This is a genomic window from Pseudomonas sp. B22(2017), from assembly GCF_002113105.1.
In the GTDB taxonomy this organism is placed as follows: Bacteria; Pseudomonadota; Gammaproteobacteria; order Pseudomonadales; family Pseudomonadaceae; genus Aquipseudomonas; species Aquipseudomonas asiatica.
This window is the reverse complement of the sequence record NZ_NEJN01000003.1, coordinates 183,213-197,698: the sequence shown is the minus strand read 5'-3', so window position 1 is coordinate 197,698 and position 14,486 is coordinate 183,213. Positions and strand designations below refer to the sequence as shown.

Sequence of the window (14,486 nt, the reverse complement as noted above, 5' to 3'; positions counted from 1 at the left end):
TGGGAGCTGGCTTGCCGGCGATAGGGCACTGACAGGCTACATCGGCGGCGACTGCTCCGCCGGCTTGTCCTTGTTCACCCCGGGCACATGCAGGCTGCCCTCGGCCACCTGGCCTTCGAGCTGCGGCTGGGTCACCCAGGTGAGGATGTCGTAGTAGCGACGGATGTTGGCCACGAAATGCACCGGCTCGCCGCCACGTGCATAGCCGTATTTGGTCTGCCGATACCACTGCTTCTGCGAAAGCCGCGGCAGCATCTTCTTCACGTCCAGCCACTTGTTCGGGTTGAGCTTCTCGCGCTTGGCCAGGGTGCGGGCGTCTTCCAGGTGGCCGCTGCCGACGTTGTAGGCAGCCAGGGCGAACCAGGTGCGGTCCGGTTCCTGGATGCTGTCGTCGAGCTCTTCCTTGATCTTCATGAAGTACTTGGCGCCGCCCTGGATGCTCTGCTTCGGGTCCAGGCGGTTGGACACGCCCATGGCCTGGGCGGTGCGCTGGGTCAGCATCATCAGGCCGCGCACGCCGGTCTTGGAGGTGACCTCGGGCTGCCACATCGATTCCTGGTAGCCGATGGCGGCCAGCAGGCGCCAGTCCACCTGCTCGACCTTGGCGTAGCTCTTGAAGTGCTTCTCGTACTTGGGCAGGCGCTGCTGCAGGTGCTGGGCGAAAGTGTAGGCACCCACATAGCCCAGGACGTCGACATGGCCGTAGTAGCGGTCCTTCAGGCGTTGCAGGGTGCCGTTCTTCTGCGCCTTGTCGAGGAACTCGTTGACCTCGTTGAGCAGGCTGTTGTCTTCACCGGCCGCCACCGCCCAGCGCTGGTCGCGGGTGTCGCCCAGGTCGAAGGCAACCCGCACGTTGGGGAAGTACACCTGGTTCATCGCCAGCTCGTTGGAGTCGACCAGGGTCAGGTCGATCTGGCCTTCATCGACCATGCGCAGCAGGTCGACCACCTCGACGGCGTCGGATTCCTCGTATTCCAGGCCCGGGTACTGCTTTTTCAGCTCGGCCAGCTGGTCGGCATGGCTGCTGCCCTTGAGCACCATGATCTTCTTTCCGACCAGGCCCTTGGCGTTGGTGGGGCGCGTGCGACCGTTGCGGTAGATGACCTGTGGGGTCACTTCCAGATAAGGGTGGGAGTACCTGACCTGGGCCTTGCGCCGTTCGCTGGTGACCAGGCCGGCCGCTGCCAGCACCGGGCCGGAGGGCTTGCCGAGGCTGTCATACAGCTCGTCGAGGTTGTCGGCGGTCTCGATCTGCAGCTTCACGCCCAGATCTTCGGCGAAATGCTGGACCAACTCGTATTCGAAGCCGGTTTCGCCGTTGCGGTCCTGGAAGTAGGTGGCCGGGCTGTTGCGGGTGATCACGCGCAGCACGCCATCCTCCTTCACGCGCTCGAGGGTGCTGGGTTTTTCAACGCAGGCACCGAGCAGCAGAAAGAGTCCGGTTGCGAAAAGCCATCTGGCGCAACGCTGGCGCAAAGCAGTGTGGGCGAACATAGGTTGCAGTATACGCAAAGGACTGGCCCAACCATATCTCGACAACTGTTAGCTTGTCTGGTAGCGGGTTCTGTGCTTTGGGGGCTTGCCTTTGGAGGTTCAGCGCCTGGGAGGTCGAGCGCCGCCCGCGCGGCGCTTCGCAGCACAAGGCTGCTCCTACATCTGTTTCGGGCCAGTAACGCCTGCGCCAATGCGCGCGACTGCCTTGATTTTCCGACACGCTGCCGAGGTGGACGCCAAGGGGCCGCGCGCCACTCCCCCAGGAATAATTGGCCCGAAACAGATGTAGGAGCAGCCTTGTGCTGCGAAGCGCCGCGTGGGCGGCGCTCGATTTCACAGGCGCTAAATCTCTAAAGGTAGGCCCCCTGAATTCTGACCCGCAAGTCCGGTTCCGCCGCCCGGCAGCCGTGGCTTAGAGCGGGTGCCGAAACCCTTCGAATTAGGCTAGAATGCACGGCCTCTAAGCACACCCCTTCCTGAGGCTGTCCCGACGATGTTGATCCTGCGCGGCGCTCCTGCCCTTTCTGCCTTTCGCCACGGTAAATTACTCGAGCAACTGAGCCAGAAAGTCCCCGCTGTTACTGGTTTGTATGCCGAATTTGCCCATTTCGCCGATGTCGACGGCGAGCTGACCGCCGACCAGCAGCAGGTGCTGGGGCGTCTGCTCAAGTACGGCCCGAGCGTGCCGGTACAGGAGCCGAGCGGCCGCCTGTTCCTGGTCGTGCCGCGCCTGGGCACCATTTCGCCGTGGGCCAGCAAGGCCAGCGACATCGCTCACAACTGCGGCTTGCAGTCGATCCAGCGCCTGGAGCGCGGTATTGCCTACTACGTTGCCGGCAGCCTGAGCGAAGCCGACGCCGAACTGATCGCGGCCGAGCTGCACGACCGCATGACCCAGCGCGTGCTCGGCCAGCTGGAGCAGGCCGCTGACCTGTTCAGCCATGCCCAGCCCAAGCCGATGACCTCGGTGGACATCCTCGGCGGCGGCCGTGATGCCCTGGCCAAGGCCAACATCGACCTGGGCCTGGCCCTGGCCGAAGACGAGATCGACTACCTGGTCAACGCCTTCCAGGGCCTCAAGCGCAACCCGAACGACATCGAACTGATGATGTTCGCCCAGGCCAACTCCGAGCACTGCCGCCACAAGATCTTCAACGCCAGTTGGGACATCGACGGCCAGGCTCAGGAAAAGAGCCTGTTCGGCATGATCAAGAACACCTACCAGATGCACAACGAAGGTGTGCTGTCTGCGTACAAGGACAACGCCTCGGTGATCGTCGGCAACGTTGCCGGCCGTTTCTTCCCGAACCCTGAAACCCGCCAGTACGGCGCGGTGCAGGAGCCGGTGCACATCCTGATGAAGGTCGAGACGCACAACCACCCGACCGCCATCGCCCCGTTCTCCGGCGCCTCCACCGGCTCCGGCGGCGAAATCCGCGACGAAGGCGCGACCGGCCGTGGCGCCAAGCCCAAGGCTGGCCTGACCGGCTTCACCGTGTCCAACCTGCGTATCCCGGGCTTCGAGCAGCCGTGGGAGCAGGCCTACGGCAAGCCTGAGCGTATCGTCGACGCCCTCGACATCATGATCGAAGGCCCACTGGGTGGCGCTGCGTTCAACAACGAATTCGGTCGCCCGGCCCTGACCGGCTACTTCCGTACCTTCGAGCAGGCCATCAACACCCCGCACGGTGAAGAAGTGCGCGGCTACCACAAGCCGATCATGCTGGCCGGTGGCATGGGCAACATCCGTGAAGACCACGTGCAGAAAGGCGAGATCACTGTCGGCGCCAAGCTGATCGTGCTCGGCGGCCCGGCCATGCTGATCGGTCTGGGCGGCGGCGCCGCTTCGTCGGTGGCGACCGGTGCCAGCTCGGCTGACCTCGACTTCGCTTCGGTACAGCGCGAAAACCCGGAAATGGAGCGCCGTTGCCAGGAGGTCATCGACCGCTGCTGGCAGCTGGGCGACAACAACCCGATCGCCTTCATCCACGACGTCGGCGCCGGTGGTATCTCCAACGCCTTCCCAGAACTGGTCAACGACGGTGGCCGTGGTGGCCGCTTCGAACTGCGCAACGTGCCCAACGACGAGCCGGGCATGGCCCCGCACGAAATCTGGAGCAACGAATCGCAAGAGCGTTACGTGCTGGCCGTCAGCGCCGTCGACTTCGAGCGCTTCAAGGCAATCTGCGAGCGTGAGCGTTGCCCGTTTGCGGTAGTGGGTGAAGCGACTGAAGAGAAGCACCTGACCGTAAGCGACAGCCATTTCGGCAACACGCCGGTAGACATGCCGCTCGACGTACTGCTGGGCAAGCCGCCACGCATGCACCGTTCGGTTACCCGCGAAGCCGAGCTGGGCGATGACTTCGACCCGAGCAAGCTGGACCTGGACAACGCCGTTCAGCGCGTCCTCAGCCACCCGGCCGTGGCCAGCAAGAGCTTCCTGATCACCATCGGCGACCGCACCATCACCGGCCTGGTAGCTCGTGACCAGATGGTCGGCCCGTGGCAGGTACCGGTGGCCGACTGCGCCGTCACCGCCACCAGCTTCGACGTCTACACCGGTGAAGCCATGGCCATGGGCGAGCGTACCCCGCTGGCGCTGCTGGATGCCCCGGCGTCCGGCCGCATGGCAATTGGCGAGACACTGACCAACCTGGCTGCCTCGCGCATCGAGAAGCTGTCCGACATCAAACTGTCGGCCAACTGGATGTCTGCCGCCGGCCACCCAGGTGAAGACGCCCGCCTGTACGACACCGTCAAGGCTGTCGGCATGGAGCTGTGCCCGGAGCTGGGCATTACCATTCCGGTCGGCAAAGACTCGATGTCGATGAAGACCAAGTGGAGCGACGAGGGCGTAGAGAAGAGCGTTACCTCGCCAATGTCGCTGATCATCACCGGCTTCGCCCCGGTCACCGACATCCGCAAGACCCTGACCCCGCAACTGCGCATGGACAAGGGCGAGACCGACCTGATCCTGATCGACCTGGGCCGCGGCAAGAACCGCATGGGCGCTTCGATCCTGGCACAGACCTACGGCAAGATCGCTGCCCAGGCACCGGACGTCGACGACGCCGAAGACCTGAAGGCGTTCTTCGCCGTGATCCAGGGCCTGAACGAAGATGGTCACCTGCTGGCCTACCATGACCGTTCCGACGGCGGCCTGGTCACCACCGTGCTGGAAATGGCCTTCGCCGGCCACTGCGGCCTCGACCTGCACCTCGACCCGCTGACCGACAGCAAAGGCGACGTGCCGGCCATCCTCTTCAACGAAGAGCTGGGCGCGGTCATCCAGGTTCGCCAGGATGCCACCCCGGACGTACTGGCTCAGTTCAGCGCCGCTGGCCTGGGTGAAGGCTGCGTCGCGGTGATCGGCAAGCCGGTCAACAACGGTGAAGTGTCCATCAGCCTGAACGGCGAAGTGCTGTTCGACGACGACCGCCGCATGCTGCAGCGCCAGTGGGCCGAGACCAGCTACCAGATCCAGCGCCTGCGTGATAACGCCGACTGCGCCGACCAGGAATTCGACCTGCTGCTCGAGGAAGACAACCCGGGCCTGTCGGTCAAGCTGGGCTTCGACGTCAACGACGACATCGCCGCGCCGTACATCAAGAAGGGCGTGCGCCCGCAAGTGGCCATCCTGCGCGAGCAGGGCGTCAACGGCCAGGTCGAGATGGCAGCCGCCTTCGACCGCGCCGGCTTCGCCGCCATCGACGTGCACATGAGCGACATCCTCGCCGGCCGTGTCGACTTCGAAGCCTTCAAGGGCCTGGTCGCCTGCGGTGGCTTCTCCTACGGTGACGTGCTGGGTGCCGGTGAAGGCTGGGCCAAGTCGGCGCTGTTCAACAGCCGCGCCCGTGACGCCTTCCAGGCCTTCTTCGAGCGCACCGACAGCTTCGCCCTGGGCGTGTGCAACGGTTGCCAGATGATGTCCAACCTGCACGAACTGATCCCGGGCACCGAGCACTGGCCGCACTTCGTGCGCAACCGCTCGGAGCAGTTCGAGGCGCGTGTGGCCATGGTCGAAGTGCAGAAGTCCAACTCGATCTTCCTGCAGGGTATGGCCGGTTCGCGCATGCCGATCGCCATCGCCCACGGTGAAGGCCATGCCGAGTTCGCCAGCGAAGAAGCACTGCTGGCAGCCGACCTGTCCGGTTGCGTGGCCTTGCGCTACGTCGACAACCACGGCAAGGTCACCGAAGCCTACCCGGCCAACCCGAACGGCTCGCCGCGTGGTATCACCGGCCTCACCAGCCGCGATGGCCGCGTGACCATCATGATGCCGCACCCGGAGCGTGTGTTCCGTGCCGTGCAGAACTCCTGGCGCCCGGATGAGTGGCAGGAAGATGCCGCGCTGATGCGTATGTTCCGTAACGCACGGGTGTGGGTGAACTAAGGCGTGTACAAGCTCGCCTTCTTCGTCCCCGCCAGCCACGTCGAAGTGGTCAAGGCCGCTGTGTTCGCCGCTGGTGGCGGGCGCATCGGTGACTATGACCACTGCGCCTGGCAGACGCTGGGCCAGGGCCAGTTCCGCCCGCTGGACGGCAGCCAGCCGTTCCTCGGGCAAACCGGCCAGGTCGAGGTGGTGGAAGAGTGGAAGGTGGAGCTGGTGGTGGCTGACGACCTGATTGCCCAGGTCGTCGCTGCACTCAAGCAGAGCCACCCGTACGAGACGCCAGCCTACGAAGTCTGGCGGCTCGCCGAGTTCTAGACCGCATCAAGGCCATCGCCGGCAAGCCAGTTCCCACAGGAATATCGCAGTCATCAGAACCTGTGATATCTCTGTGGGAGCTGGCTTGCCGGCGATAGGGCCCTACAATCCAGCCACAATCTCCTTGCCCTGCCCAGGCCGCTTCAACCACCCACAAGCCAGCAAACCCACCTCGAACAGCACCCACATCGGCACCGCCAGCATCGTCTGTGAAAACACATCCGGCGGCGTCAGGATCATCCCCACCACAAAGCAGCCGACGATCACGTAGGGCCTGCTGCGCCGCAATGTAGCCACATCGGCCAACCCCACCCAGACCACGATAAACGTCGCCACCGGGATCTCGAACGCCAGCCCGAACGCCAGAAACAGCGCAAGGATGAAGTCCAGGTACTGGCTGATATCAGTCATCATCGCCACCCCCTCCGGTGTCACGCTGGCAAAGAAGCCGAACATCATCGGGAACACCAGGAAGAAGGCGAAGGCCATGCCGGCGTAGAACAGCACGATGCTCGATACCAGCAACGGCAGGGCAATGCGCCGTTCACGGCGGTACAGCCCCGGCGCCAGAAAGCCCCAGGCCTGGTGCAGCAGTAGTGGCATGGCGATAAACACTGCGCACATCGCAGTCAGCTTGAACGGCGTCAGGAACGGCGAAGTGACGCTGGTGGCGATCATGCTCGCGCCTTCCGGCAAGAAGCGCCGCAACGGCTCGGAAATCAGCGTGTACAGCGCCTGGGCGAAGGGGAACAGGCCGGCGAACACCAGCGCCACCAGCGCCAGGCAACGCATCAGGCGTTTGCGCAGGTCGCGCAGGTGTTCGGTCAGCGGCATGCTCGCCGCCGGGTCCATGGCAATGCTCATGAAAGGTTTTCCTTGGGGGGAGCGACCGTGGCCGCATCATTGGCCGGCTCCGCTTTCAGGCTGATGCCTTGGCGGATCTCCTGTTCCAGGCGCTGCAAAGGCGCACTGTCGAGAGTGGGTAGCTCGACAGCGGGCAGTTCGATCTCCCGCTCCACCTGCCTGCGCAAGGTGTGCATGGCCCTGCGCGCCTGGCCCAGGCCGCGCCCGAGGGTGCGTGCAGCCACCGGCAGGCGCTCCGGGCCTAAAACCAATAGCGCGACGATGCCGACCAGCAGCAACTCGCTGAAGCCTACCTCGAACATCAGGGCTGACGGTCCGCTTGCGGTTGCTGCGTACCCTGACCGGTCAACGGGCACTGTTGCTGCACCTGCGTTTGCGCTGGGGGAGTGGCGTCAGTGTCACCGCCCATGGACTTGCGAAAACCCTGGATCGCCTCGCCCATATCGCTGCCCAGGCCCTTGAGGCGCTTGGTACCAAACAGCAGGAATACGATCAGCAGTACGATCACCAGTTGCCAGATTCCAATGCCACCCATTGCGACCACTCCTGTAAGGTCATGAAAAGGAAAGACAATCCTGCCTCGCGCAGATGACGTACACATGACGAACGGTCACTGCCATCTACCTGCAACACCGGGCGTGTTGACTGGCGTCTTTATTCGGCGACAGGGGCAGGCAAGGATGGGTGGCAGGCAACAGCAGGGCGCGGCCCTGCTGATGGTGATGGTTGTGCTGGCGATGCTGGCGGCGGGCATGGCCTGGCTGGTGGAAGATGGCCGACGCCAGGTCGATGATGTGCGTCTGTTGCACCAGCGGGTGCAGGCGCGCGCGATGGAGCAGGCCGGCCTGGCCTATGCCGAGCAGGCCCTGCGTGACCCCAGCTGGCGGCTTAGCCCACTGTTCTGGCAGGCCTTGCGCGGGCAGCCGTTGAACTACGATTTTGGCGCCGGCCAGGCGCAGTTGCGGGTGCGCGACCAGCACACCTGTTTCAACGTCAATGCGTTGCTCGGTGCTGACGGCGAGCGTGCTGCGCGCCAGTTGCGCTACCTGCTGGGCGACGACATGGCTGCCGAGCGCCTGGTCGATGCCCTGGCCGACTGGCTGGATGCCGACAGCGATGCCCGTCTGCAGGGCGCCGAGAGCGCCCAGTACCTGCGCCAGCAACCACCACGCCTGGCTGCCAACCAGCCGATGCTCGATACCAGCGAGCTGAATCTGCTACTGGAGCCGGACGCCAGCCGCCAGGGCCGTTACCCGATGCTGTGCGCCTTGCCGCAGACCACCGGCTGGCGGCTGAATGCCAATGCCCTGGGGCTGGAGCATCTGCCGTTGCTGGAGGCGCTGTATGAAGGGCGTTATCCACGCTCGTTGCTCAGCCGCATCATCAGCGGCCGGCCGGCGTCGGGGTATGTGGATGCAACTGCGCTACGCCAGGCCCTGGGGGCGGTGGATGACGAAACCTTCGAGCGCTTGAGCGAAGGGCTGCTGCTGAACAGCGGGTATTTCCTGTTGCAGCTGTCGTTCGCGGAGGAGGGGCGGGTGATACGCAGTGAGTTCCAGGTGGAGGCGCTGGGGGTGGTGCAATGGCATGCCCGGGTACCGGCGCAGCAGGTGCGGGTGCGCAGCCGCGAGCCGATGGTGTGGTAGGGCTTGAGATTGCCGGGGCTGCTTTGCGGCCCCTATGCCCAGAACGGTCAGACAGTCCCAATCTCGCCGCCATCAGTACGCTGGATCACCACAGTCACAGCCTGAAGCCTTTCCGTGGCCCATGTCGCGGAACTATTTTTCGCTGAGCAATACATCCTTGGAAGAGGCGCGTCACAAGACCACGGCGCTGCTCCAATTTGCTCGACAGCACCCTTGGATTGCAAAAGCTAATTCAATGGCGGTTGAAGCATTATGGTGCTATCGGAAATATACATTTCGAATGGCTGATGCAGTATCACTGATTAGGCGTCTATCGAGATAAGCTAGAGTTCCGAGCTCGGCGGTTACGGCGAGAGCCGTATTGGGTTCGCCAAAAATACTATTCGTTACACGGTCGGTAGTATAGGCCACTGCAAGTCCAGCGGCTGCATGGTTTAACTGTCTGACGGCCGCATTAGACAATGGTTCTAGTACTGTGGCACTATTAATGACTCTGTTTCCTATTCTCGCGGCAAACTCGATGTCACGGATATTTAGTGAAACGTGAAATGAATCCGGTGATGGTGCTTGTTCAGTGGTATGAATTCTTATATTAACGTTGGGGCTTTGTAAGGTTTGGTTTCCGGTGCGTAACTGTGGTCTATCTACAGAATATGTTGGAAGCTTACCGGCCAGCCAATTTACTCCCCGCTTCAACCATTGCCACCATTGTCCATTTGGGTCATGCCGATTGATGGGGTCGTTCTGGCAATAGCTGTATCCATTAGGTCCACCTTTACGGAACGGAGATTGATTATCACTCTGGAGAAATCGTCTTGATCTGGGACTATAGAATCGGCGTCCATTGCCAAGTGCATAACATTGCAGCATTGTATCGAGTCGCTGCCCGCTGAATGCGACAAGATGTGCTAATGGAGTTGTTTGGAGAAATCCATAGGGCGAATAGTTTTGTGGCAAACCTTCTGGAATACTGCGCAAAGCAGTGTTTGCATTGTCGGATTGCAGAATTTGGCTGGCTTTTTTCGAGATGTCTAGTTCCGCTAGTGTAATGCCATTGGCCCACAATAGGCGACGTGGGCTGTCACTTGCTTCACAAGTCAATTGGTTATCTTGGAAAAAGAATTTTTTCCGTTTTGATTGGGGCGTTGCTGAACGCATGTGTGTGTTCCAAAGGGTTACAAGTGGTAAAAGTATTTTTCACAAGCTTGCGGATGTCTACTGGCAGATTTATCAGGTGGTTTGAATACACTGCTACTGGGCATGCGGTCCCGAGTAGAAATGTAACGGATGATTTTTCCGGGGCTGCTTTGCAGCCCATCGCGACACAAGGCCGCTCCTACAGGGGAATGCGATCCCTTGTAGGAGCGGCCTTGTGTCGCGATAGGGCCGCAAAAGCGGCCCCCGTGCGCAGATCAATCAGGCGGTGCCGATCTCCCCGCCATCGATACGCTGGATCACCACGGTCGCAGCCCGCGGCCTTACCGTGGCACCTGCCGGGGTGGCATCGGTGGCCTTGTCGGTATACGGCCAGTTCTCCGGGTGCTGGATGTTGACGAACAGCGTCTTGTTGTCCGGGGTAAAGGTAATGCCGGTCACCTCGCAGCCATTCGGCCCGACGAAGAAGCGGCGCAGGTCCACCTGGTTCTGCGCGTTCACCGGCACCTGCTTGCCACTGGCATCCACCAGATTGGTGGGGATCACTGCCAGCAGCTGGTCGTTGGTGTAGTCGGTCACGGTGCTCTCGCCGTTGTCGGTCTCGAACCACAACACGCCACGGCTATCGAAACTCATGCCGTCCGGGCTGGCGAACTGGTTCAGTTCGGTCAGGCCGGAGCGGTTGATGTCGGCCGTACCGGCAGCGTTGGCGCCGAACACGAAGATGTCCCAGGTGAAGCTCAGCTGGTCGTCGCTGTCGTGCCAGCGGATGATGTGGCCGTGACGGTTCGGGCCGCGCGGGTTGGCTGCATCGACCTTCTCCGGGGTGCGCGCGCTGTTGTTGGTCAGGGTCAGGTACACGTCGCCGTTCAGCGGGTTGACCGTGGTCCATTCCGGGCGGTCCATCGGCGTTGCGCCCACCGCATCGCCAGCACCACGGGTGTTGAGGATGATGCCCGGCAGGTCGCCATACAGCGCACCCAAGGTGCTGCCGCCAGTGGTCGCAGTGCCCACGTCCAGCAGCAGCCAAACGCCAGTGCCGTCGGCATTGAAGCGGGCCACGTACAGCTTGCCCTGGTCGAGGTACTTGGTGCCGGTGGCCAGGCGGTCGGCGGGGTTGGCGTCGGCGGCGTCCCACACAGCGGTGGACACCCACTTGTACAGGTACTCGTTGTTCGAATCGTCGCCCATGTACCACACCAGCGGTTTGCCCGTGACCGCCAGGCCCGGGCAGCAACCTTCGTGGCGGAAACGGCCCAGCGCGGTGCGCTTGGTGGCCAGTGTGGCGCTGTTGTACGGATCGATCTCGACGATGTAGCCGTAGGTGCTGGCTTCGTTGCGGTAGTCGTCGGTGGCGCTGGCGCCTTTGACGGTGACGTCGAAACGAGCGAATTCGTCGGCCACTTCGCTGCTGTCACCGGCTGCGGTTTCCCACTTGTACTGGCCGCTGGAGGTGCCCACGCCAATGCGGCGCTGGTCTTCAGGGCGGGTACCTTTGTTGACGAAGATGCCTGGCCAGTTCTCTTCACAGGTCAAGTAGGTACCCCAGGGGGTGTAGCCGTTGCCGCAGTTGTTGTTGGTGCCGCGGCAGTGGGTGCCGTCCGGCGAATACTTGGTCTTCACGTGATCAGTGCCGCGCAGGGGGCCGGTTATTTCCATGCGCGAGGCGGTAGTGAAACGGCGGTTGAGCGGGTCGTTGTCGACCACCTGCCAGCGGCCGCCGATTTTCTGCAGGCGCACCACGCCGGCACCATGGGCGTTGATTTCCTTGCGCACTTCCTCGACCGGGCGCTTGCCGTTCACATCGGTGGTCGGGCCGGCCGGGTGCAGGGCGGCGGTGTCGATGTACTCGAAGTTGATCGCCAGCAGGCCGTCTTCGGAGCTGCCGTTGATGGGGAAGAAGTGCATGCCGTCATGGTGCATGCCCATGGCGTTGGCCTGGTCGGTCGAGGTGTTGCTGCCGTCGGATTTCCACGGGTTGCCGTTGCTGTTGATCGGCGTGCCCCAGGGCGCCAGCACATAGGCGCTGTAACCGGCGGCTACCACGCAGGCGTCGGTGCGCGAGCCCGGAATGGACTGGAAGCCCAGTGCCAGTTTCGGCACTTCCGGCTCAGTCACGGGTGGCTCGGTGACCGGATCATCGTGATCGGAACCACCACCGTCGAAGCAGCCTGTCAGGCCGGTACCGGCAATCATGGCGATGGCGGCGCCCAGGCTGCCACGCATCACGCTGCGGCGGCTCAGGTAGGCGTCCATAACGCTGGCCATCGGCAGGTTGCCGCTTTGGTTCCGGTCCAGGTTGTCGCCGGTATCTCGACTCATCAGGGTGTCCTTATGTTGGCTGAGTTGGAGGAACCGCGACTTTAGTGCGCAAATATGATGATTCATTGGCAGAAATGTTAAAGGGGTTTTAAAACAACTCGCTCTTAGAAGCGTGCTCTACAGATCAATTTGGAATGGCTGTCGGATTTCTGCCATCAAACTGTAATGCCAACGCCGCAACATCCGGGGCCCTGAATGAACATGGATAAGGATGGCGGGTTCGATGGCAAGCAGTGTGCACAGGCGCGAAGTGATCAGCTGGATGGGTATCGGTGCCTTGGCACCGTTGCTCGGCGCCTGCTCCGCCCTTCCTGGGCAGCAGGGCGGCAATGCCAGCTTCGACCTGCTGTACGTGGCCGACACCCTCGATGCCCGCCAGCCTGGCCAGGCCGTGGTGCCGGCCACCCGCCTGGGGCCGGTCAGCCACCTGGGCCGCGCACCATGGATGACCGGCAGCAGTGCCAGCATCGCCTACCCGCAACTGGCGCCATTGCTCGATGCCAGCCAGGCTGCATCTGCCCAGCTGGGCGGCTATGCGGTGCTGGCGGCGTTGCTCGAGCAACTGCGCGGCGAGGCTGGGGCGGGCAACAGCCTGACCCTGGAAAACGGCCAGGGCTGGAATGGCAGTGGCCTGGCCTACCTGACCCAGGGCGAAAGCGGCCTGCAGGGCAGCCAGCTGCTGGGCAGCGAAGCGCGGGTCAGCAGCGACGAGCGCGTGCTGTGGCCACAGCGCAGCCCGGCGCTGTATCGCCAGGCTGGCACCGTTAGCCTGGGCGCCGGGCTGGCAGACACACAACGCCGGGCTTTGGGCCTGGAAGCCTTGCACGTCTTTGAACGTGGCGGTGCACGTATTGCTGTGGTCGGCGTGACCGACCCCTACGCCCAGGACCAGAAAGCCTCTCTTAAACAGTGGTACCAGTCATTGCAGCCGGTGTTCGAACAAGCCCGGAGCGAGGCCGACCTGGTGGTGGCCATGGCCGATGTCGGTACCGGGCCGGGCCTGTGGCTGGCCGAGCGAGTGCCGCAGATCGACGTGCTGCTGTGCGCCCGCGGCCAGGACCTGTGGCCGGCGCCGGTCGAGGTTAGCCAGGCCAGCGGCCGCCGCGTGCCGGTGCTGTTCGCCGGTTGCCGGGGCAGCGGCGCCTTCCGCCTGCGCTGCCAGCGCGTGGCCGGGCTGTGGCAGTTCGACGGGCGTTTCTTCCCAGCCTTTGAGCACCAGCTGGCACCCGCCGCGCAGCAGCGTATCGGGGCATTGCAGGCAGAACTGCGCCAGCAGCGCGCCGGCCACGCGGCCTGGCTCGACCAACCGCTAGCCCGCGCGCCCCAGGCGCTGTGGCGCCGCGATACCCGAGGCGGCAGCTGGGACCGCCTGCTGCATCAGGCCCTGGCCGACGACAGCAGCATGCCGGTGTTGCTGCCGGGCCTGCGTTACGACTATCCGCTGCCCGCCGGGGCGGCCATTACCCGCGAACACCTGATCAGCCTCACCGGTGGCTACCCGGCACCGGTGGTCGAAGCGCCGGCCCGGCAGGTCGAACAAGTTCTGGAAAACGCCGCGGAGCAACTGTTCGGCGACCCGCTGCTGCTGGACAACAGCCAGGACCTGCCGCGCTGGCAGGGCCAGGCCTGGCGTGTCAGCTACAGCCCGCAAGGCAAGCGCATCAGTGGCCTGGAGCCGGTGCAGGGCCTGTGCCGCACCTTTGGCCTGCAATTCGAAACCCAGGCCGGCGAGCCGCTGTGGCAACGGGTCGAAGCCTGGCTCGCCCGCCAGGCAAGCGACTGGCAACTGGCGCCGCTGCAACTGCCCGAAGTGCGCTACGTGCAGGGGCATCCGGGCTGGCACCCAAGGCAACTGGCCTCGTGATGCTCGCCTCGCGCCTGCTGACTGGCGCTGGCCTGACCCTGGTCGGCTGGCTGGCGGCCCAGTGCGTGCTGCAACTGGGCCGCCAGCCGCAACCGGCCACTGCGCCCGCCGCGCCCGCCGCGCCCGACAAGCCGCTGCCTGGCTTGATGGTTGGCTATTGGAAGGTACCCGTCGACGACGGTGCCATCGCCATCACCCGCCTGCCGTTGCAATACCTGGGTGGCCTCAAGGCCCAGCCGCTGGCCTCCAGTGTGGTGGTGCTGCGCTATGGCGAGCAGGTGCGCACCTTGGCCCGCGGCCAGCGCCTGGCGCCAGGGATCGTGCTGCAGGACATCGACAGCGATGGCCTGATTTTCAACAACCAGGGGCGGCGTGAACGCCTGCCCTGGCCGCCACGCCCCGTCGTGACCGGCTTCAAGCGGCAAGGATGAAC

General features: G+C 63.6%; 11 protein-coding genes. 5 read left to right on the top strand and 6 right to left on the bottom strand.

The genetic code is table 11. The features are described 5' to 3' along the window. Positions 1-36: 36 nt before the first annotated feature. Positions 37-1,494: a membrane-bound lytic murein transglycosylase MltF gene (gene mltF, locus CAG18_RS08495; protein ID WP_015269112.1), complete on the bottom strand. Its 1,458-nt coding sequence runs from the start codon at positions 1,492-1,494 to the stop codon at positions 37-39. Positions 1,495-1,987: 493 nt separating this feature from the next. Between mltF and purL the strand changes: the two genes are divergently transcribed. Together purL and CAG18_RS08485 are read left to right on the top strand one after the other, a co-directional pair. Further along, positions 1,988-5,887: a phosphoribosylformylglycinamidine synthase gene (gene purL / locus CAG18_RS08490; protein ID WP_085720742.1), complete on the top strand. Its 3,900-nt coding sequence runs from the start codon at positions 1,988-1,990 to the stop codon at positions 5,885-5,887. 3 nt (positions 5,888-5,890) lie between these two features. After that, a complete protein-coding gene (locus CAG18_RS08485) occupies positions 5,891-6,202 on the top strand; it encodes a hypothetical protein (protein ID WP_015269114.1) in 312 nt (103 codons plus the stop codon). A 102-nt stretch (positions 6,203-6,304) separates the two neighbouring features. Here CAG18_RS08485 and tatC read toward each other — a convergent pair whose 3' ends face one another. The 3 genes from tatC to tatA are packed head-to-tail and all read right to left on the bottom strand — an operon-like array spanning position 6,305 to position 7,601. Further along, positions 6,305-7,066 carry a twin-arginine translocase subunit TatC gene (gene tatC / locus CAG18_RS08480; protein WP_085720741.1) on the bottom strand — a complete coding sequence of 254 codons (762 nt, stop codon included), beginning with the start codon at positions 7,064-7,066 and terminating at the stop codon, positions 6,305-6,307. Next, complete coding sequence (gene tatB, locus CAG18_RS08475; RefSeq protein WP_085720740.1) at positions 7,063-7,368, bottom strand: Sec-independent protein translocase protein TatB; 306 nt, start codon at positions 7,366-7,368, stop codon at positions 7,063-7,065. The genes tatC and tatB overlap by 4 nt, the downstream gene beginning before the upstream one ends. Further along, positions 7,368-7,601 carry a twin-arginine translocase TatA/TatE family subunit gene (tatA, locus tag CAG18_RS08470; protein ID WP_015269117.1) on the bottom strand — a complete coding sequence of 78 codons (234 nt, stop codon included), beginning with the start codon at positions 7,599-7,601 and terminating at the stop codon, positions 7,368-7,370. Before tatA ends, tatB begins: the two co-directional genes overlap by 1 nt. 145 nt (positions 7,602-7,746) lie before the next feature. On the opposite strand from tatA, the gene gspK reads away from it, so the two are divergent. Beyond that, complete coding sequence (gspK, locus tag CAG18_RS08465) at positions 7,747-8,712, top strand: type II secretion system minor pseudopilin GspK (RefSeq protein ID WP_015269118.1); 966 nt, start codon at positions 7,747-7,749, stop codon at positions 8,710-8,712. Positions 8,713-8,970: 258 nt separating this feature from the next. Here the strand turns inward: gspK and CAG18_RS08460 are convergent, their stop codons facing one another. Next, positions 8,971-9,870, bottom strand: coding sequence for an RHS repeat-associated core domain-containing protein (locus tag CAG18_RS08460; RefSeq protein ID WP_139657443.1), 900 nt, complete (start codon positions 9,868-9,870; stop codon positions 8,971-8,973). 258 nt (positions 9,871-10,128) lie between these two features. After that, a complete protein-coding gene (locus tag CAG18_RS08455) occupies positions 10,129-12,189 on the bottom strand; it encodes a PhoX family phosphatase (RefSeq protein ID WP_085720739.1) in 2,061 nt (686 codons plus the stop codon). Between the two features lie 223 nt (positions 12,190-12,412). Between CAG18_RS08455 and CAG18_RS08450 the strand changes: the two genes are divergently transcribed. Beyond that, positions 12,413-14,053 carry a lipoprotein UxpA gene (locus CAG18_RS08450; protein WP_085720738.1) on the top strand — a complete coding sequence of 547 codons (1,641 nt, stop codon included), beginning with the start codon at positions 12,413-12,415 and terminating at the stop codon, positions 14,051-14,053. Then, entirely contained in the window at positions 14,050-14,484 is a 435-nt protein-coding gene (locus CAG18_RS08445) for a pilus assembly protein PilZ (RefSeq protein WP_178075698.1), read from the top strand. The genes CAG18_RS08450 and CAG18_RS08445 overlap by 4 nt, the downstream gene beginning before the upstream one ends. Positions 14,485-14,486 lie beyond the last annotated feature (2 nt).

Bases quoted from the DNA above. Each gene is read 5' to 3' on its own strand.
- mltF (WP_015269112.1), bottom strand. From the start codon at position 1,494: ATGTTCGCCCACACTGCTTTGCGCCAGCGTTGCGCCAGATGGCTTTTC.
- gspK (WP_015269118.1), top strand. From the start codon at position 7,747: ATGGGTGGCAGGCAACAGCAGGGCGCGGCCCTGCTGATGGTGATGGTT.
- purL (WP_085720742.1), top strand. From the start codon at position 1,988: ATGTTGATCCTGCGCGGCGCTCCTGCCCTTTCTGCCTTTCGCCACGGT.
- CAG18_RS08455 (WP_085720739.1), bottom strand. From the start codon at position 12,189: ATGAGTCGAGATACCGGCGACAACCTGGACCGGAACCAAAGCGGCAAC.
- CAG18_RS08460 (WP_139657443.1), bottom strand. From the start codon at position 9,870: ATGCGTTCAGCAACGCCCCAATCAAAACGGAAAAAATTCTTTTTCCAA.
- CAG18_RS08450 (WP_085720738.1), top strand. From the start codon at position 12,413: ATGGCAAGCAGTGTGCACAGGCGCGAAGTGATCAGCTGGATGGGTATC.
- tatA (WP_015269117.1), bottom strand. From the start codon at position 7,601: ATGGGTGGCATTGGAATCTGGCAACTGGTGATCGTACTGCTGATCGTA.
- tatB (WP_085720740.1), bottom strand. From the start codon at position 7,368: ATGTTCGAGGTAGGCTTCAGCGAGTTGCTGCTGGTCGGCATCGTCGCG.
- tatC (WP_085720741.1), bottom strand. From the start codon at position 7,066: ATGAGCATTGCCATGGACCCGGCGGCGAGCATGCCGCTGACCGAACAC.